Annotated in this window: 9 protein-coding genes and 7 pseudogenes; 3 read left to right on the forward strand and 13 right to left on the reverse strand. The window is 60.2% G+C overall.

What is annotated here, in order from left to right; all coding sequences use genetic code 11:
• Positions 1-46 precede the first annotated feature (46 nt).
• The 5 genes and pseudogenes from P6U16_RS15905 to P6U16_RS15925 form a co-directional block, all read right to left on the reverse strand.
• A complete protein-coding gene (locus tag P6U16_RS15905; protein ID WP_277701355.1) occupies positions 47-952 on the reverse strand; it encodes a DUF3445 domain-containing protein in 906 nt (301 codons plus the stop codon).
• A 14-nt stretch (positions 953-966) separates the two neighbouring features.
• Positions 967-1,251 (reverse strand): YciI family protein, encoded by a 285-nt coding sequence (locus tag P6U16_RS15910; RefSeq protein ID WP_277701356.1) that lies wholly within the window; start codon positions 1,249-1,251, stop codon positions 967-969.
• A gap of 1 nt (position 1,252) precedes the next feature.
• Positions 1,253-2,032, reverse strand: a complete 780-nt coding sequence (locus tag P6U16_RS15915; protein ID WP_277701357.1) for an aminotransferase class IV family protein — start codon at positions 2,030-2,032, stop codon at positions 1,253-1,255.
• A pseudogene (locus P6U16_RS15920) lies at positions 2,029-3,188 on the reverse strand (aminodeoxychorismate synthase component I). The gene P6U16_RS15915 and the pseudogene P6U16_RS15920 overlap by 4 nt, the downstream one beginning before the upstream one ends.
• Positions 3,189-3,437: 249 nt before the next feature.
• Positions 3,438-5,155: pseudogene (locus tag P6U16_RS15925) on the reverse strand (M3 family oligoendopeptidase).
• A gap of 451 nt (positions 5,156-5,606) precedes the next feature.
• Between P6U16_RS15925 and P6U16_RS15930 the strand changes: the two are divergent.
• Both P6U16_RS15930 and P6U16_RS15935 read left to right on the forward strand, forming a co-directional pair.
• Positions 5,607-7,154, forward strand: coding sequence for a sigma-54 dependent transcriptional regulator (locus tag P6U16_RS15930; protein ID WP_277701358.1), 1,548 nt, complete (start codon positions 5,607-5,609; stop codon positions 7,152-7,154).
• Between the two features lie 203 nt (positions 7,155-7,357).
• Positions 7,358-9,225 (forward strand): annotated as a pseudogene (locus tag P6U16_RS15935) (DUF882 domain-containing protein).
• Between the two features lie 1,008 nt (positions 9,226-10,233).
• Here the strand turns inward: P6U16_RS15935 and chrA are convergent.
• The 8 genes and pseudogenes from chrA to P6U16_RS15975 form a co-directional block, all read right to left on the reverse strand.
• Positions 10,234-11,646, reverse strand: a complete 1,413-nt coding sequence (gene chrA, locus P6U16_RS15940) for a chromate efflux transporter (RefSeq protein ID WP_277701359.1) — start codon at positions 11,644-11,646, stop codon at positions 10,234-10,236.
• 1 nt (position 11,647) lies between these two features.
• Positions 11,648-12,469: a chromate resistance protein ChrB domain-containing protein gene (locus tag P6U16_RS15945; protein ID WP_277701360.1), complete on the reverse strand. Its 822-nt coding sequence runs from the start codon at positions 12,467-12,469 to the stop codon at positions 11,648-11,650.
• Between the two features lie 209 nt (positions 12,470-12,678).
• Entirely contained in the window at positions 12,679-13,413 is a 735-nt protein-coding gene (locus P6U16_RS15950) for a sulfite exporter TauE/SafE family protein (protein ID WP_277703870.1), read from the reverse strand.
• A 464-nt stretch (positions 13,414-13,877) separates the two neighbouring features.
• Positions 13,878-14,834, reverse strand: a complete 957-nt coding sequence (locus P6U16_RS15960) for a cation diffusion facilitator family transporter (RefSeq protein ID WP_349017698.1) — start codon at positions 14,832-14,834, stop codon at positions 13,878-13,880.
• A 58-nt stretch (positions 14,835-14,892) separates the two neighbouring features.
• Positions 14,893-15,225 (reverse strand): annotated as a pseudogene (locus P6U16_RS15965) (transposase); the annotation flags it as partial.
• A 46-nt stretch (positions 15,226-15,271) separates the two neighbouring features.
• A pseudogene (locus P6U16_RS28395) lies at positions 15,272-15,458 on the reverse strand (hypothetical protein); the annotation flags it as partial.
• Between the two features lie 463 nt (positions 15,459-15,921).
• The gene (cueR, locus tag P6U16_RS15970; protein WP_277701361.1) at positions 15,922-16,365 is read right to left on the reverse strand and encodes a Cu(I)-responsive transcriptional regulator; all 444 of its coding nucleotides are present in this window, start codon (positions 16,363-16,365) and stop codon (positions 15,922-15,924) included.
• A gap of 54 nt (positions 16,366-16,419) precedes the next feature.
• Positions 16,420-18,902, reverse strand: a pseudogene (locus P6U16_RS15975) (heavy metal translocating P-type ATPase).
• Between the two features lie 287 nt (positions 18,903-19,189).
• Between P6U16_RS15975 and P6U16_RS15980 the strand changes: the two are divergent.
• Positions 19,190-19,690: pseudogene (locus P6U16_RS15980) on the forward strand (IS5 family transposase); the annotation flags it as partial.
• Positions 19,691-19,851: the final 161 nt, after the last annotated feature.

Below are 19,851 nucleotides of genomic sequence, written 5' to 3' on the forward strand. Positions count from 1 at the left end.
TTCCTGTCACAATAAAGGGCGAAGGCGCCGATCTTGGTTATATTGATTAACCGGTGGCCAGTTGCCGCAGAGCGGCAATCAGGCTGTCCCGCTTGCTGGCGAGGCCCTTATAGGCGGCCTGTTCGAGGGTGAGTTCTTCGAGTTGCGCGGCAAAGGAAAGGGCAAGGCGCGCTGCGTCTGGATGGCCGTTGAGAACGACGACGGGATCGGAATGGATGCCGATGGTGAAGACGATGTCGCCGCTGATCGGCAGTTTGCGCAGGGTCTGCCGCTCGATGCGCACGAAGGTGTTTTCGGCTTTCAGCGCAACGGATGCCGCCCCGAGACTTTCGGCATTGGATTTCGGCAGAAAAAGACCGCCATCGGTATTCACCGTCCAGTTAAAACGTTCGATGAGCCTGTCGGGTGGCAGGTTGTCGAACATGCGGTTGATCAGGTCCGCATTGCGCGTGCCGCCCTCGAAGCTCGGCACCGGACCGTGGATCTGGTCCATACTGCGGCCGAATTTCTCCGGCAGCGACCAGGACGAGGGAAAGGCGACGAAGCCGGCAACCAGATGCCAGCCGGACGGCTTGCGCCGCATGATGACGAGATCGTCCTGGATGAGGGACCCGGCGGCAATTAGCGGCGGTTCGCCGGCAAGGTCTACGGTACGGGCGCCGACGTGCATGGTTTCGCCGTCGTGCCTGTAAAGTGCCGGATAGTGCGCCGGCAGAAAATCGACGAGCATGGAGAGGACTTCGCGCTGTGCGGCTTCAGTGCCGGGTTCGGCCACGAAAACGATATCCGGATGGGTCTCCAGCAGGCGTTGCTTTTCGCCAAGATAGAAATCCAGCTCAGTGTCCGGAACGATCCACCGCTCGGGAGCGAGCTGGGCAAGACCGATCGTGAACGGCTTCGAGGAGCCGTCATAGGGGGTGAAGGTTGGCCTGAGGGGGATGCTGTCCTGCATGGTTGGGTGATCCGTCAGAGCTTCAGACCTTCAAGGCCGGGCGCCGTCGTCGTGGCGATGAATTCGGTGATCTCGTAATCGGCGACGCCGTGGATGGTGAAGGGGTCGGCGGCGACCACCGCCTCGATCTCGGCGCGCTCGCCGCGCGCCAGGATAACGCCGCCGGTGCGCGGGTTCTTGCGCCCCGAAGCCAGAAACATGCCCCGCTCATAGCCTGCCTTGACCCAGGCGAGGTGTGGTTCCATGTGGCGGTCCGCCTCGGAGAGATCGGTCTTGTAGCTGAGCGAGAGAATGAACATGCTAGGTGTCCCAAATCAGGTTTGCCCGGATCAGCCCGCGCAATGAGTTTCCCATGAAAACCGGTCTGCCTTTGAGGTCGTCGAGCGTCAGGCGCTGCACACGGGCCTTGCGCTGGCAGATCATCTCGGTGCGCAGCACGCCGGCCAGCAGGCCGCGGGAAATCGGCGGCGTCTTCAAGATGCTAGAACCGTCATCGACGAAGAGCGAGGTGATCGTGCCTTCGCACGGTTCGCCGCGCTCGTTGAGCAGCAGCACCTCGTCGGCCTCGTCCGTCCCGTACTCCGCGCGGGCAGCCTCATAGACGGCGCGGCGGCTGGTCTTGTAGCGCAGGAGCGGATCGGTGGAGACGAGGCGCGTTTTGGCGATGCGGACGGTCCAGACGGTGTCCGCGGGCAGGGGGTGAAGGGTGCGGTGGTCACATCGATGCGGCCGGTGTTGTTGAGCGTGAGACGGACGCGGAGGGGGATTGGGCTTTTGCGACCGTGCCAGCCTTACCCCCTCTGTCGGCCTGGCCGACATCTCCCCCACAAGGGGGAGTTCAATTCCGGGTCTGCTTTCGGGCAGGAGTCGTCCCCAGCGATCTCCCCCTTGTGGGGGAGATGCCCGACAGGGCAGAGGGGGCATTCCGAGCACTTCCGTCAGCCGCTTTTCCGCTTGCCCGGCGCCGGGAAATCCGAGCCTTGCCGCCGATCGTTTCAGCCGCTCCAGGTGCAGACGCTGCCGGACGATGCCGGTGTCCGGCTCCCAGCGCATGGTTTCGATCAACTGGAAATCGGTCATCGCGCGATCCTGACGTCGCCGACGGCGAAGCGGGCCTTGAGCAGGCACTCTTCATATTCCGACTCCGCCGTCGAATCGAAGACGATGCCACCGCCGACGTTGAAGATGGCTTCGCCGTCTGGAAACAGCGACAGCGTGCGGATGGCGACGTTGAAGCGCATCGTTCCATCAGGGGCGATGAAGCCGATGGCGCCGCAATAGGCATCGCGCGGGCCATCCTCCAGATCGTGCAGGATTTCCATCGCCCGCATTTTCGGGGCACCGGTGACGGAGCCGCAGGGAAAGAGCGCTTCGAAAATCTTGGCGATGCCGATATCCGGCAACAGTTTTGCCCGGACATGGCTGACCATCTGGTGCACTGTCGGGTAGGTCTCGATATCGAACAGCCGGGGGACATCGAGCGTGCCGACCTCTGTAATCCGCGAGATGTCGTTGCGCAGGAGATCAACGATCATCCGGTTTTCCGCTTGGCTTTTCGGGTCCTCGCGCATTTCGCGGATCAGAGCCTCGTCCTCGCCCGGGTCGCGCCGCGTGGCGCAGTGCCCTTCATCGGATGCGTCTCGATCCAGCCGTCCTTGTCGACGCGGAAGAACAGTTCGGGCGAACGCGACAAAAGGATGGGGCCGTCAAGCGAGACGAGCGCGCCATATTTTACCGGCTGGCGCTCGATCAGCGACCAGAAGGCGGCAACCGGATCGCCCTTCCAGCGGGCGGCGATCTGCATGGTGAGGTTTGCCTGGTAGCAATCGCCCATTTTCAGATGGTTGAGCAGCCTGTCGAAACGGTTCCTGTAGGTCTCGAAATCCCAGGCGGCGCGGGCTTCCGTAATGAAAGGCTCGTTTTCGGTGCGCCGTTGCGGTTCGCTGAGTTCGTGTCCGTCGGTGGGGCCGTCGAAGACGCCGAAGGACATCAGCGGCGTGCGGCGATTGTCCTTTGCAAAGGCTGCGAGTTTCTCCTCGAAGAGATAACCGGCCTCGTAGCTCATGAACCCGGCCAGCCATTTTCCGTCAGCCTTGGCCTTTTCCAGTTCGATCAGGCCGGACCGGAATTCGGTGGCCGTATGCGCCGTTATGACACGCGCCGGCTCGGCAAAGACCGTCGTGCGGTTTACGCTGTCGTCTCGGAAGAGGACGTAGGGGGCTTGAGTGGCGTTCATTTGAATGCGGGCTTGTGGGTGGATCCTCGGGTCAAGCCCGAGGATGAAGGAGGAGGGGATGCCGGTGGAGTTCCAGACGGGACTTCCCAGCTAGCACTAACAAACCAGCCAGCCGCACCCACACGTCAACCAGCCGCACCGACAAGCCAGCCAACCACATCCACAGGCCGTCGTCCTCGGGCTTGACCCGAGGATCCATCTCCGGAAACAACGTTCTCGCTGTCATAGACCCCTGCCCTTGTTACCCAATCACGCCTGCCTATCAAGAGCCTCAAGCTCGTCGATCAGCCCTTCCAGCATCGACAGGCCCTGTGCCCAGAACGACGGATCGGTGGCGTCGAGGCCGAAGGGGGCGAGCAGTTCGGAATGATGCTTGGTGCCGCCGGCCTTGAGCAGTTCGAAATACTTCTCCTGAAAGCCCTTTTCGGCATTCTGGTAGACCGCATAGAGCGAGTTCACCAGGCAATCGCCGAAGGCATAGGCATAGACGTAGAAGGGCGAATGGATGAAGTGCGGGATATAGGTCCAGTAGGTCTCGTAGCCTTCCGAGATGCGGATCGCCGGTCCGAGGCTTTCTGCCTGCACGGACAGCCAGAGTTCGCCGATGGTCTCGGCCGTCAGCTCTCCTCCTTGCGGGCGGTGTGGATCTTGCGCTCGAATTCGTAGAAGGCGATCTGGCGCACGACGGTGTTGATCATGTCCTCGACCTTCTGGGCGAGCATCGCCTTGCGCTCCCGGTTGTCCCTGGTCTTGTCGAGCAGGGCGCGGAAGGTGAGCATTTCGCCGAAGACGGAAGCCGTTTCGGCGAGCGTCAGTGGCGTCGAGGCCATCAGAGCGCCCTGCTCGCCGGCAAGCACCTGATGCACGCCATGGCCGAGTTCATGGGCGAGCGTCATCACGTCGCGTGGCTTGCCCATATAGTTGACGAGCACGTAGGGGTGAGCCGAGGGGACCGTCGGATGGGCGAAGGCGCCCGGCGCCTTGCCGGGACGCACCGGCGCGTCGATCCAGCCGCCGTCGAAAAACTTGCGGGCGATATCGGCCATGCCTGGATCGAAGGCGCCATAGGCGGAAAGAACGGTTTCCTTGGCGTCTTCCCAGGGGATCAGCGCGTTGGGCGTTTCCGGCAGCGGCGCATTGCGGTCCCAGAAATTCATCTGCTCCATTCCTAGCCACTTCGCCTTCATCGCATAATAGCGGTGCGACAGGCGGGGATAGGCCTCCTTCACCGCCGCTGTCAGCGCATCGACGACCTCGCGTTCGACGCGGTTGGCCAGATGCCGGCTGTCGGCGATGTCGGTAAAACCACGCCAGCGGTCGGATATTTCCTTGTCCTTGGCGAGCGTATTGGTGATCAGTGTAAAAATGCGCAGGTTTGCCTTGAAGGTCGCGGTCAGGGCTTCGGCAGCCTTGCGGCGCGTCTCCGGATTGGCATCCTGTAGCATGCTCAGCGTCACTTCGAGCGGCAGTTCTTCGCCGTCGATGGTGAATTTCAACGACGCCATGGTCTCGTCGAACAGCCGGTTGAAGGCGCTGGCGCCGGTCATCGACTTTTCGAGGAACAATTGCTCGATCTTGTCATCAAGCTGGTAGGGCTTGTCGAGCCTGAGATCGACGATCCAGGGCTTGTAGTGAGCGGCCAGCATGTCGGTCTGAAGGGCGGCGTCGATGACGGCATCCTCGATCCGGTTCATTTCCAACGAGAAAAACAGGAGGTGGCTCGCCATGTCGGTCAGCTTCGACTGGACATCGCCGTAGAGCTTGCCGTTGGCCGGATCGGACGTGTCGGAAAAATAGGTGAGGCCTGCGAAGGAGCCGATGCGGCCCATCAGGTCTTCCAGCGCTTCGAATTCGCGCACGGCAGCCCCGAGCCCCAGATCACCACTCTTGCCGGCAGCCTGTTCCAGCTTGCCCTTCCATTTGTCCTCGAAGGCTTTCGAGATCTGCCTCGGCCTTGACCATCGCATTCTTGAATTCGTCCGATGCGGCGGATGGATAAAGGTCGCTCAGTTTCCAGGTGGGCAGAGTGCCGAGATCGGCCGATGCGGCCGCTCCAGCGGTGTTCGGATGAGCGATCATCTGTCCAAACAGAAGAGGCGAGGCTTCAGGGAAACGGCTTGTCATCGGCAATCTTCTCTTTCAGGCAATTCGTTCTGATACGGTGCAGGCGTGCGATACGATCACCTTTGCTACTGCATAATTCCGCAAATCGGAACCGATTTAAGGCATGGCGCATGCCTCTTTTGACAGCAAGACAGGCTGTCTGCGCCGTTTGCAGGCCCCCCATGGTGCCATCTCGGCAAAGGTTAAAATGCGACCATTTCTCAAAAGAGGATTTTCAGGCCTTTGTGGGAGGAATCCCGATACGCTTGGCGCATGAGGTGCCGGGCGCGGATTTGCAAAAGCAGGAGGCCCTCCGTGACATCCCATATTCTTGTCATTGATGACGACCCTATACAGCGCCGCCTGCTGACCAATATGATCGAGCGGCTGGGCCATATCGCGCATCTCGCCGACAATGGGCGCAGCGGTCTGGAGATCCTTGATCGCAAGGGCGGGCTGATCAATGTCATCCTGCTCGACCTGATGATGCCGGAGATGAACGGACACGGTTTCCTGGAGGCGATTGCCGAGCGCGGGACCGATATTCCCGTCATCGTACAGACAGGGCAGGGCGGCATCGAGACGGTCGTGCTTGCCATGCAGGCCGGTGCATTCGATTTCGTCGTCAAGCCGGTTTCGCCCGAGCGTCTTTCCGTTGCCATCGCCAATGCGCTGAAGATGGAACATCGCGACGGCCGCGCCCGCGCGACCAAGCGACCGCGCGGCGGCGGCATCGGTTTCGACGACATCGTCTCGGCAAGTCCGGCGATGATCCGGGTTATCGACCTGGCGCGCCGCGCCGCGCAATCCAATATCCCGATCGTGCTCGAAGGCGAATCCGGCGTCGGCAAGGAAATGGTCGCCCGGGCTATCCAGTCCGCCAGCGAGCGCTCGAACAAGCCGTTCGTGACAGTTAATTGCGGCGCGATCCCGCACAATCTGGTCGAGAGCATTCTCTTCGGCCACGAGAAGGGCGCGTTTACCGGTGCGACCGAGAAACATTCCGGCAAGTTTGCCGATGCCGACAGCGGCACGCTGTTTCTTGACGAGATCGGCGACCTGCCGCTTGAAGTTCAGGTGAAGCTCCTGCGTGCCGTGCAGCAGGGCGAAATCGAGACGATCGGTGCGCGCCATCCGCAGAAGGTCAATGTCCGGCTGATCTCGGCCACCAACAAGGACCTGATCAACGAGGTCAAGGAAGGCCGTTTCCGCGAGGATCTCTATTATCGCCTCAACGTCTTCCCGATCGCCATTCCGGCGCTGCGCAAGCGAAAGGAAGATATCCCGGTTCTGGTGCGCGCCTTCGTCGAGCGCTTTGCCGGCGAGCAGCGGCTGTCGACGCCGCTCACAGTATCGAGCGGTGCCATGGCGCTTTTGACGGCCTTCGATTGGCCGGGCAATATCCGCCAGCTTGAAAACGCGATCTTCCGCGCGGTGGTCCTGGTCGACGGGCCGGAACTGACGGTCAAGGATTTTCCGCAGATCGCCACGCAGATACCGGGTTATGTCGTTGCCGGCGGTGCCGGATTTTCCTGGGAGGAGACGGGGCCGGCGCGTCCCGCAGTGGTCGAGACCGAGCACCTGCCGATGGTCTATCCGCAGTTTGGAAAGCCGGAGCGCGCCGATGGGCGGAAGGTTCATGCCGAGCCGCAGCCGGAGGCGGCGATCGCCAGCGTCGATGAGGGCGGCGATGTCCGCAAGCTTGCCGACGTGGAGGAGGAACTGATTCGGTTTGCGCTGAAATTCTACCGAGGTCAGATGAGCCAGGTGGCGCGCAAGCTCGGTATCGGCCGCTCCACGCTCTATCGTAAACTCAAGGATTATGGCATCGATCCGGACAATCCGTTCAGGGATGCTGCCTGAAAACGGTGGAAATCCTCGGGCGACCCCCGCCATTTCGTCCCCGCTGTTTAGACCTTGTTAGTGAACCCTTCACTATATTATAAGGATAGGTGACGACTGTGGCATAATTGCCATGCTGTTACCGTAATTGACAGTCATTTGGGGCAGCAGGGACGTTGTTCGCCGGACGGGGATTGGGTTTGCAGAAAATTTTCGGATTCAAGATGCCTGGCATGGGCCCGGTGCGCACAGTATGCGCCCGTGTCGCCAGCAAGATGCCGCGGGTTCTCGCATCGCTTCTGATTGCCTGCTCGCTTGTATCGCCCGGCATGGCGCCTCCGGTTGAGGCCGCGGGCCAAACCCGCTCGCTGAAGATTTATTTTATCCATACCAAGGAAAAAGCCACGATCACTTACAAGCGCAATGGGCGCTATGATAAGAAGGGCTTGCAGCAGGTTAACCGCATGCTGCGCGACTGGCGTCGCAATGAACCGACCAACATGGACCCCCGCCTGCTCGACCTCGTCTGGGAAGTTTACCAGAAGAGCGGATCGCGCGATTATATCCATGTCGTGTCCGCCTATCGCTCGCCGGCGACCAACGGCATGCTGCGTTCGCGCTCCAAGGGCGTGGCCAAGAAGAGCCAGCATATGCTTGGCAAGGCCATGGACTTCTACATCCCGGATGTGAAGCTGAAGACGCTGCGCGAACTGGGCATGAAATTTCAAGTCGGGGGCGTCGGCTACTATCCGACATCCGGATCACCTTTCGTGCATATGGACGTCGGTGGCGTGCGCGCCTGGCCGCGGATGAAGCGCAACGAACTCGTGCGGCTGTTCCCGGACGGCAAGACCATACATCTGCCGTCCGACGGCAAGCCGCTGCCCGGCTACCAAATGGCGATGGCTGACTATAAACGCCGCGTCGGTGCGAGCGCGATCGAAGTTGCCGGCGGCGGCACCAAGGGTGCGGGCGACGTCGAGAAAAACGCAAGGGCAATTTCTTTGCCGCGCTGTTCGGCGGCGGCGGCGACGAGGATGAAGAACCCAATGCAATCGCCAGCGGCGCGGATGCCGAGGGTGTAGAAGAAGCACCTGCCGTGAAGTCGCGGCCTGTCGTCGAAGAGCAGCCTGTCCTGGTTGCTGCCCAGGAAGACAATGTGAAAGCTCCGGTTCCGGCGATCCGCCCGGCCTTTGCAACGACGCCGGTCAATGATGGCCCGGTTGATGGCGGCATGGAGGTTGCGCTGGTTGCTCCGGCCAAGAACGCGGCCCAGGATGCTCTTGCTGCAGCGCTTCCGCAAACTGCGGCTGCTGAAAGCGAATTTGCCGACCTGAGCACCTACAAGATCCCGGTTCCGGAAATGCTTGGCAAGCGCGGCTCCAACGGCGATGCAGTTGGTGAACTGCTGACAGCGACGGCGAATGCGGATCTTGCCAATGCTCTGGACGAGGATGCTGATACCCTGGCCTTCGTTCCGGTTCCGGCATTGCGCCCGGCTGGGGAATCCTTGGCTGGAGAAGACGCGCTCAATGCCGTTGCAGAGGCCAATGTCGCTGTGCCGACGCTGGCGGAACGGTCTCTGACGACGGCTGTTGCCGTAGCGGAACAGCCGGCTGACGTGGCTGCTGCGGCCGAAACCAAGGTCGCACTGGCAGCACCGGCCGCTGTGCTGGATGATCCTTTGGCGCAACCGGATGGCCAGCCGGTCGAGATGGCGGCTTTTGTGCCGCAGTCCGGCGACCAGGCGCGGGCCGATCTGTTCGGTACGGTGTTTGATACCGAAACCGAGATGCCGCTGAAGGGCAAGCGTCCGAAGAAGCAGGAAGCGGACGCGGCAAGCAGCAAGTCGATCCGCACCGAGCCGAAGCTGACAAAACAGATCATTTCGGAATGGGCGTTGACGAATGGCCGCATGGCGACCCTGTCGAAGCCGGTGAAAGCGCCGCGGTTCGTCAGCAAGTCGCTGCGGGCTGCACCGACGACGGTTTATTCAGCTGGCTTCTCAAGTCCGGCAGGCTCCGTCGATACCGCCCGCTTCAGCGGCACGGCCGTCAACTTCCTCGAAGTGAAGAAGTTCAGTACGAACTGACGTTGGTGTGAAACGACGGCGTGAACGCAAATCATGAAAAAACCGCCGGGGCAAACCGGCGGTTTTTTGTTGGTGTAAATGGTTGATGCCTATTCGGCTTCCGGCGCGTCGATCATGCCGAGGGCATTTTTCACCATCATTCCGGTCTAGATGTCCCCATCGAACACTTGGAGCGTTTCGTGCTCGCGACCAAGGGTATGTCCGGGGCTGACATCGAAAGACTTGTGCGGCTGGCCAGACGTGTGGCCAGACGGCGATCTTCCAGTATGCAGATCGACGATGTTCTTGGTCTCGTTGGTCCACTGGTCCCACTCCCTCCGGAGTTTATCCGAAGCGCCGCCTTGCATGAAACCGGCCATGCCATTGTTGGGTTGGAGGTGGGGATCGGAGACCTCAGCTCAATCAAAATTACGGATGAAATTGTCCCTCGAAGTATCAGCGTGCTCGGGGTGCACTGTTCATAATGCCTGAGTTGGGAGGTATCGCCGCCGAAACACTGGCTCTGGATACCTCCGCTGATGGTGCGACAGGCGGCGCCGATTCCGACCTGGGTAAAGCGACGGAAATCGCAACGTTGGTTGAGGCCTGCTACGGCATGGGGAGCACGTTGGCCATCGAAACCGTTCATGTGCGGGAGTTGCCGCGTCTAAGAGCACAGAACGTTGGGCTACGTGCGGCGGTATAGGCTCTCTTGGCGGAGCAGTTTGACCGAGCGTCCAGAATTTTGACGGGCAACTCTGCGGCGTTGGAAGAGATCGCCGCAGAGTTGATGGCGGTCCGGCACGTTATGGGTGGGTCAGTAAAGGCTACGATTGAGAAATACAGACGGTCTCATGGTGAAGTCAGCCTAGTTAAGCGACCTTGAGAAAGTCGCTAGCATCGCCAGTGTGTTTGGCGACGGACCGCGCCGCGCGGCGAGCCGCTGTTCCGATCGCACCTACCCTGCCGAATTTGCGATAGCTCTCTAGGAAAGCCTTGTCGAGAGAACGGCGAAAGGGTCGTTTGCAATCACATCCCAACGGCAGCAAGTGTCCACGCCATTCCCGCGAGCGCGCAGACGAGAAGCGTGGCTATGACCGATGCCTTGAAGCGGAAGATTGCTACGGCCGCAGCGATTGAAAGCACGAGGGACGGAAACACGATGGATCCGAGGACGGGTGCCTCGATCGAAATCGCCCCGAAGTGCCAGGTCGTAACCTGTGCGAACAGCGTGTGGAGGGCGAACCAGACGGCCAGATTCAGGATCACCCCGACTACAGCTGCCGTAATCGCCGACATTGCACCCGTCAAAGCGACGTTGCCCCGTAGTTGTTCGATGAAGGGGGCGCCGAGGAAAATCCAGAGGAAGCATGGGACGAACGTCACCCATGTCGTCAGGATCGCCGCAAGCGTCGCGGCTGTCATCGGATCGAGCGAACCCGGATCGCGGTAGGCTCCCATGAAGCCGACGAACTGGACGACCATGATCAGCGGTCCCGGTGTCGTCTCCGCCATGCCAAGTCCGTCGAGCATCTCGCCGGGCTTGAGCCATCCGAAGTTCTGGACGGCTTCCTGAGCAACATAGGCGAGAACTGCATAGGCTCCGCCAAAGGTTACGACGGCCATCTTCGAAAAGAAGACTCCGATCTGGGTGAATACGTCGTTCGGCCCGAGATAGAGGTAGAGCAGCGCGAGCGGGACCAGCCAGAGCAGGAGGAAGACGGCCGAAACCTTGAATGACCACACGAGGTTTGGTCGGGCATGCACTGGGGTCTCTTCGCCGAGCGCGGAGTCCTCGTCCCTCAATGTCGGCCCCGATCCCGTCTTGTGTCCGCCGCCGACACGGAACAACGGCGAACCGGAGCGACCGCCGATGTAACCGATGATGCCGGCCGCCAGAATAATCAGCGGGAAGGGCACCCTGAATACGAAGATCGCGACGAATGCCGTCGCCGCGATGCCGATCATCAACCTGTTCTTGAGCGCGCGGCTGCCGATCCGGAACACGGCCTGCACGACGACGGCGAGCACTGCGGCCTTCAATCCGAAGAACAGCCCTTCGACGACGGTGACGTTGCCGAAGGCGGCGTAGATGTAGCTGAGGCCGAGGATGGCGATAAAGCCGGGAAGCACGAACAGGATTCCCGCCACAAGACCGCCCGCCGTCCGGTGCAGAAGCCAGCCGATGTAGATGGCGAGCTGCTGGGCTTCAGGTCCGGGAAGAAGCATGCAGTAGTTGAGCGCGTGCAGGAAGCGATGCTCGCCGATCCACCGCTTCTCGTCGACAAGAATACGGTGCATGACGGCGATCTGTCCGGCGGGGCCGCCGAAGCTGAGTGCTGCGATTCGCAACCAGACGCGGAATGCTTCGCCGAACGGGATACCGTGGTTGTAGGTTTCCGGGGCCGCAGGCGTGGAGGCCCGTTCGATAATGTCGGTCATGTTATGCTCCCTTCTTGCCTGCAGGCCAGTTATGCGTCTCCTCGGTTGCGTCCCTGCACCAGCGATAGAAGGCGTCGTAGAGAAGGAAACCTGCCTCCAGTTGCTCGTGATCGTCGGCAAACATCCGCGACAGGCCCAGCGAGGCGGCCAGCAGGCCGGGGGCCTCGGGCGCTAGGTCGAGACGCGAGGTGTCGGCCCCGCGGACGATCGTTGCCAGCCGTAGCAATGGCTTCGACGAAAGCCCGAACTGCTCGACCATGACATCGAAAGTGCAAAGCTCGCCGCGATGGCTCCACCGGATGTCGGCCTCGATGTCGAAGGGCGCGCCCCCGAAACGGTCCGCGACGAGTTCGACCTCCGATGGCGGCACGAACAGGAACACCGCGTTTGGATCGACGAAACGGCGGATGAGCCACGGGCAGGCGATGCGGTCGATCTTCGGGCGCGCCCGCGTCACCCATACGGTCTGTCCCGCAGCATTTCGAGGCGGCAACAGGGAGACAGGAACGACCGGAAGTTTCTGGGCGCTCCAGGCCTCGAAGCCGCCTTCCAGGCTGTCGGCTGGAATTCCGGCCTGCCGCAGCCACGCCGCCACGCCATGGCTGAGCTTTTGGCCGCGCTGGCAGATGATGATTGCCGAGGACCCAGTAAGGCTGCCGATCCATTTGTCGAGGGTACGGTAGTCCCGACGGACGGAGCCGGGGATCAGCCTCGGGTCGGCATCGAAGTCCTTGTCAATGCGGACATCGATGAGCACCGGGTTTTTGGGGGTGCCTATAAGGCGGGCAAGTTTGTCGGGGGAAATCTGCAATAGTGAAGACATGACGCGTCCTTCCGTTGATCGGTTGTTGGACGCGATACTTCGGCTGTCGCCTCGTGGGGTGATCGCGACCCCATGGATGTGTTTTGGAGCGATCTCGGTAAACTGTCAAGCAATCTAACGATTGGCTACCATGCTTGGAGGGTGCCGATCATGCACGTTGGGAAAGACAGGCGATACTGGTACAAAAGCAGGGTTCTTTCGACCTCGGCTCACCCTCGCGAGCGCCACCAAAGCTCGTGTAGCGCTAGGAAAACCAGCACCCCGCCCGATGCCGCCTGTAGCCCCCTGGTCAGCCGAAATATCAGTTTCGGCCTCGTCTCGAACAAGTGGACCATCTGCTGCCGAAAGAAGATCGCAACCAACGCAACGCTCGACAACGTCAGGGCGACACCGATCATCATCACGACAGCGAACATGATCCCAGCCTCCGGGACGCCGCGAGAGATGGCGAAGGTCATGACGAACAGAGTTAGCGGACACGGAATCAACCCTGCTGACAATCCGACCACGATGCCTTCCCGGTCGCCATGGGTATGGGGTTCGCGAGACAGGGCGCTCCAAAGCATCCAGACGCCGATGACACCAAGCAGTCCCCGGCTGACGGACTCCAGGATGGGCGAGGAACCTGCGCCCGTGCCACCGAACATAATCGAAACCAGGGGCAGCGAGAACAGCGTGATGACGACGGACATCGTAACATGGGTGAACGAGAGCGCGAGCGAGACCAGAAGGCCGCGGAGCATGCCCAAGGACGACCCCGCCAGATAGGTCGCGAGGACCGACTTGCTGTGACCGGGGGTCATCGCGTGGACCGCCCCGAAAGCAATACCCATCGGCAGGAAGGCAAGGAAGGCGCTCCACCCCGTTCCGCTGGCAAATGCCTTGATATGGTCGGCAAACCCAAGGTAGACGTCGCGCTGGATATCGATGACGAACTGCCACATGGATCGCATCCAGCTTAGCGTGATTGCCGTCAGCACCAGGTAACGGGAAACCTTGGCGATCGTGACCAGGATCAGGAAGATCCAGAACGGCTCCTTCAAAACGCCCTCGATCACCGTGATGGGATCGCCGATGATCGACAGCCAGCTTCCGAGCAACGACCACTTGCCGTATCGTTGATACCAACCCTGCGCCTGCGCAAGCCGTTCCGTGCTCACCGGGAACCAAGGCTTGTCCTTGAAACGTTGGATGCCGATCCCGAGCAGCCAGTTCGCGACCGCCCCGAGGACGTTGCCGACGCTGGCGACAGCGATCAACAACGCTGCCGGATAGTTCCCCGACAGGAGCAGGCCAACGAGGACGGCCCCCGACTGCAAGGGGAGGATCGTCGCAGCCCCGAAGGCCGCGACGAAGAGGCACCAATAGGCGAAGAGATCACCCACGGCTGGATGTCCGCGCCACGCTTCTAATGATGGTGCCCCGCAGGCTCGAGCATCTTGAAGGCCAGCCGCTCGCTATCCGACGCGTTGGAAAGCACAAGCTCTGCGTCGAACTCGTGCGGTTCTGCGGGAGCCTCGACGCTCTGCAGGAGATGGTGGTCGCCCGCAACCGGGAACAATGCATGCTGTTCGAGGCCAGCGTCGCGTTTGATGGCGACGGCGGCCGAGAGACCCTCGGCATGCCGCGATACGCGCAGGCGAAAACGCTCTCCGTCCGCGGTATCGACGATTTCGAGAAGTCCCTGCGCCAGCTTGCCGTTCACCCGGAACGGGTCAGGGGCGTGATGGTGTCCCTGCGGTTCCGGTGCGACGATCCTGACGGTTGCGACGGCAAGGGCTGGAATGTGGGCGAAGAGTTCGTCCTGAAGCTTGGCGGTGATGAGGTTGGCCTCGGCAAGCAGAACGCTCTCGTCGATAACCACCGCCACATCGACATGGAGCTTGTGGCCGAGCCAGCGGGCCTTCGCCTCCGTGACCTTGTCGATGCCTTTGACATGGGCGGCCGCGTGCTCGATCTCGTCGACGATCCCAGGCTCGACGCCATCCAGCATGCGCGTCAGCACGGATCGGGCCGACTGCCAGACGATGCCGAAGATGGCCACGGTGATCAGCAGGCCGACGATCGGATCGGCGATCGGAAAGCCCAGCCAGACACCGATGGCTCCGGCGACGACCGCAAGACTGGTCAGGCCGTCGGTGCGGGCATGGAAACCGTCTGCGATCAGCGCGGCGCTGTTGATTTCCCTGCCAACGCGGATACGGAAGACCGCGACGGCTTCGTTGCCGATGAAACCAATGACCCCAGCGGCAATCAGCCAGCCGAGATGAGATATCGGTTCCGGATTGATGAGGCGGTTGATTGCCTGGTAGCCCGCGACCAGCGCACTGAACAGGATAATCATCACGATGATGATGCCTGCCAGGTCTTCGACGCGGCCGAGACCGTAGGTGAAGGTCTTCGTCGGCTTGCGCCGGGATCGACCCGACCATCGATGCTCGCCTCTCCGGAAAGGCCTCCCTTACCCATGCGGTTAGTGTTCCTCGACCCGGATATCCAAGTGCCCTCATCGTCGCAGAGATGCAACGATCATGGGTGCGATAGTGCTCAAGTGCCGCCTGTTTCTCGGCCTCGGAATATTTTGGCGCACGAGCTACCGGCTGAATACGCAGGTCGAGATGCTGTATGTACTCCCGGTACCAGCCCCTCAAAGCATTCTTGGTGGGATAACCCAACTGCCGAATGGTCGCGTTAAGTCGCTTGCCAAGCCTGATATAAAGCTCAACGGCTCGAAGTCTGTCTGCATAGGAATACATGAACTACCTCTTGGTGGTCCAAGTTTTCGTCCGCACCCCAATCCTGATCGCCGACTTTTGACGCATCGTCGTCCGCAGAAACGTTACCGTGGTGATCGTGCTCGCCCATATGAGCGTCGGTGTGCATGGCTGCTGTGGCATTCGACAGCGAGTACCCTGCCAGTGATACAACGATCACCAGTCTGATCAGAATCAGCAATTTCTTGCATGTGATTCTGATACATCGCGCCCATCATTCAGCAGCTATCTTCAGCGCAGCCAAATTTCAACAGAACAAATATGCCGGGAAATTCGCGTCGTTTATGTGGCGACGATCTTCTCACGGATGTGACGATAAGGGTTCCAACGCTGGTAAGGTCAAGTGCCGCGGCCGATTACTCGGACATTAAATCTGGATATCTGGCCGTTGCCGGATGGGCTAAGGCGGAACCGATTCAGAGTTCAGGTGCTACACCGGGTTACACACATCTTGTGGCATCGTCTGTTTGCCCGTGTCAGCAGGCGACAGGTGGCGGCAAGGACCGTGAGGGCCAACGATCCCGGTGAACCGTCGGAATGATGGTCATCACGATTATCACGCCGAGCATAACCCAGAGATTCGCCCATCGTGGCATGCCGGGGTAGGGAGCCGGATCAACCATCGTCAGTGTCCTGCGGTATTTTGGCAACGCGAACATCGTGGCTGGGGATGGAGCCTCATTTCATAGCGCCAACCCCAAACCGGGCATTGATCTCCAGCATATCCTTTTCCGAGGCGTTCGCGATTTCTTCAATGATCGGGCAATCCGGTCGACCATTGCCTTGGCAATTGTTCGCCAGGTGCTTCAGGGTCTTGGTCATGGCTTGTATTGCCGCCGCCTTGCGCTCCAGTTCGGCGATATGCTCAAGAGCGATTGCTTTGACGTCTGCACTCGCTCTCGAACGGTCGCGCCATAGGGTCAAAAGCGTTTTCATCTGCTCTACTGAAAAACCGAGGTCCCGGGCTCCTCGGACAAACCGCAGTGTATGAATGTCGTTGTCGCTGTAAGTGCGATAGCTCGCCTCCGTCCGATGCGCGGGGCTTATCAGCTTGATCTGCTCATAGTAGCGGATCATTTTTGTCGAAACGCCGGTCGCTTTCGAGGCTTGCCCGATATTCATTTTGATATCCTTCCATGAGAGATGGGCGGCCAGCCGGAGCCGAACGCCCAGTTTTCAAGCGGGATTTGCCCGACGAAGCCGGAGCGCATTGCCGAGTACAAACACACTCGACATTGCCATCGCAGCCGCTGCGAATATAGGCGACATTAGGGTACCGTTCACGGGGTACAATACGCCAGCTGCAACCGGAATCAGCAGGACGTTGTAGGCGAATGCCCAAAACAAGTTCTGCTTGATGTTGAGGATGGTTGCCTTGCTGAGCGCGATTGCCTTCGGCACACCGTTCAAGTCTCCGGACATGAGCACGACATCGGCACTTTCAATCGCGATATCGGTTCCTGTCCCTACCGCCAGGCCGACATCGGCTTCGGTCAGAGCTGGGGCATCGTTGATACCATCACCGATGAAGGCCACCTTTCGGTTGTCGTGCCGGAGTCTCTTGATCGCCTCGACCTTTCCCTCCGGCAAGACCTCGGCGATCACCTCGTCGATGCCAAGTTGCCTGGCAATTGCCTCGGCCGTACGACGGTTGTCTCCGGTGATCATCGCCACTTTAAGGCCGAGGTTATGCAAGGCTTTGATCGCCTGAGGTGTCGTTTCCTTGATCGGATCGGAGACCGCGATGATGGCCGCCAGACGTCCGTCGATTGCCGCGTAGAGCGGAGACTTGCCGCTGTCGCCAAGCCGCTCGGCTTCGCGGGCGAACCTCGAAACATCGATCTTGTGGAGCTGCAGGGCGCGGTCGGCACCAACAAGGATGTCCGATCCGTCCACTGTCCCGCGCACACCAAATCCAGGTGTCGCCACGAAATTCGTCACGGTGGCCAAACCAACGCCCTTCGCCTTTGCTGCCGATACGATGGCTTCGGCAATCGGATGCTCGGACAAAGACTCCAGGCTGGCAACCAGAGCCAGAACCCGGTCGGCATCGAAACTGTCGGCGATGATGAAGTCTGTCAGCTCGGGGCGTCCCTTGGTCAGCGTTCCGGTCTTGTCGAGCGCGACGACATCTGTCTCACGCAGGCTTTGCAAAGCCTCACCCTTGCGGAACAGAATACCGAGTTCAGCCGCACGACCAGTGCCGACCATGATCGAGGTCGGTGTTGCCAAACCCATCGCACAGGGGCAGGCGATGATGAGAACCGCGACCGCGTTGACCAACGCAAATGTCAGCGCAGGAGAGGGGCCAAAGACGTACCAGGCAACGAAGGTGAGGACAGCCGCGAGGATCACCGCCGGGACGAACCAGCCGGTCACCTTGTCGACGAGCGCCTGGATCGGCAGTTTCGAACCCTGCGCGGCCTCGACCATCTTGATGATCTGAGCAATCAGCGTGTCGCTGCCGACCTTGGTAGCCTTGAAGGTGAAAGACCCTGTCTTGTTGATGGTGCCGCCAACAACCTCGCTACCCGACGACTTCTGAACGGGTACGGGCTCTCCGGTGATCATGGATTCGTCGATGTACGAGCTACCCTCCACCACAGTGCCATCGACCGGAATTTTCTCACCCGGTCTGATCCGGATGACGTCGCCGACGACAACTTCGCTGATCTGAATCTCGACGAACTCCCCGCCATGCGAGACGAAGGCCGTCTTGGGTTGCAGTCCGACAAGGCGCTTGATCGCCTGGCTGGTCCGGCCCTTGGCGCGCGCTTCCAGGTAACGGCCGAGCAAGATCAGCGTAACGATAACGGCCGCCGCCTCGTAATAGACGTTCGCGGTCCCTGGAGGCAGAAGGCCAGGCATAAAGGTTGCAACGACCGAATAACCCCAGGCCGCAGACGTACCAAGCACGACAAGCGAATTCATATCAGGCGTCCAGCGTAACAGGTTTGGCACGCCCTTCTGGAAGAACCTCAGGCCCGGACCAAACAGAACCACAGTCGCCAGCCCAAACTGGAGATACAGATTGTTGCGCATCCCGATGGTGTCCATGATCAGTTCGTGGACGCCGGGAATGAAGTGGGAGCCCATTTCCAACACGAAGAGCGGAAGCGTCAGCAACGCCGAAAAAACAGCAGGTTCTTGAGGGTACGTATCTCGGCCGTACGATGATCCGCACCTTCATCGCTGACGTCAGCGGTGGCCACCTTGCGGACGTCATATCCGGCACCCCGGATGGCCGCCTCAAGCGCTGTGGTCTCTGTCGCTCCGGAAATCAGACGAACGGTCGCCTTTTCCGTAGCAAGGTTCACAGAAGCGTCGATGACGCCGGGAACTGCCTTCAGCGCCTTTTCCACACGAGAAACGCACGAGGCGCAGGTCATGCCTTCGACCCTGAGTTCATGGATGACAATCTTGGGCTCGTACCCGGCCTTTTCGATCGCACGGAGTACGCCATTGGTGTCCGGCGAACCGTTGAAACGAACGGTCGCTCGTTCCGTAGCTAAATTCACATTGGCTGAAGCTACGCCGGGGACGGCAGCAATGGCTTTTTCCACGCGCACGACGCAGGACGCGCATGTCATTCCCTCGATGCCAAAATCGGTCGAGACGGGCACTGGAAACGCTGGTGTGATCTTCGATATTGCAGTCATCGGATAGTGTCCTTTTCCTTAACTGCATAGATAGATGCACCTTCCCAGCGTAGTAAGGTCAAGCGACGTTTTGCAAGCGGGTGGATGAAAGTTGCACATGTAGCGAATGCGGTGTTTGCTACGGATCAAATCTTCGAGCGATGGAGGGCGATATGAGGCAGCAAGAGGATTCAGCGACATCATCGGCCACAGTTGCGTTCATAGATATCGCGGGGTTTAGCGCCATTTTCGGACGTTTATGGTGACGCGGCTGCACTTGTCGTGCTTGAAGTATTCGAGAGCATGTCTTGTCAGGCGAGCGGGATTTCGAATTCGCGATGATCGACGGCACGATCATCCGCGTTCATCAGCACGGCATGGGGGCAAAGGGGGCTTGCCGTCAGGCCATCGGCCGCTCGCGCGGCGGCTTGACGACCGTCGCCCTCGTCGATGCGCTCGGAAATCTTGCCCGCTTCGTCCTGCTTCCCGGACAGCGCCACGACAGCATAACGGCACCCGACCTGATCGAAGGCATCAACATGGAGGCGCTGCTGGCCGACAAGGGGTTCGACAACAATCGTCTGCGTCAAATACTCTGCGAAACGCAAACACAGGCCGTCATCCCGTCGAAAGTGGATCGCAAAGACCTCATCCCTTGTGATTTCGCCATGTATCGCTGGCGGCATCTCGTCGAGAACTTCTTCTGCGATCTCAAACACTTCAGAGTCATAGCAACGCGTTACGACAAGACTGATGAAAGCTTCGCCGCTTTCATCTTCCTTCGCGCGATCCTGCTCGCAATCAAATGAATGTCAACGGGCCTTAGAGGGCTGGTCGCGGCCAGGCATGTCCAGTTCAGTCGGCGGCGGGCGTCCGCGAATCGTAGAACAGTTGGACGATGAGGCCGTACTGCGAGCCTTTATCGAACATGTTCGCAGTGGGCTCTTCGGATAGCGTAAGGAAATGTGGA

Origin of the sequence: Rhizobium sp. 32-5/1 (assembly GCF_029537235.1) — a bacterium.
Lineage (GTDB): Bacteria > Pseudomonadota > Alphaproteobacteria > Rhizobiales > Rhizobiaceae > Pararhizobium.

Coding starts and splice junctions, on each gene's coding strand:
- P6U16_RS15905 (WP_277701355.1), bottom strand. CDS start 952: ATGCAGGACAGCATCCCCCTCAGGCCAACCTTCACCCCCTATGACGGC.
- P6U16_RS15910 (WP_277701356.1), bottom strand. CDS start 1,251: ATGTTCATTCTCTCGCTCAGCTACAAGACCGATCTCTCCGAGGCGGAC.
- P6U16_RS15915 (WP_277701357.1), bottom strand. CDS start 2,032: ATGACCGATTTCCAGTTGATCGAAACCATGCGCTGGGAGCCGGACACC.
- chrA (WP_277701359.1), bottom strand. CDS start 11,646: ATGACCGACATTATCGAACGGGCCTCCACGCCTGCGGCCCCGGAAACC.
- P6U16_RS15945 (WP_277701360.1), bottom strand. CDS start 12,469: ATGTCTTCACTATTGCAGATTTCCCCCGACAAACTTGCCCGCCTTATA.
- P6U16_RS15950 (WP_277703870.1), bottom strand. CDS start 13,413: ATGTGGCAGTTCGTCATCGATATCCAGCGCGACGTCTACCTTGGGTTT.
- cueR (WP_277701361.1), bottom strand. CDS start 16,365: ATGAATATCGGGCAAGCCTCGAAAGCGACCGGCGTTTCGACAAAAATG.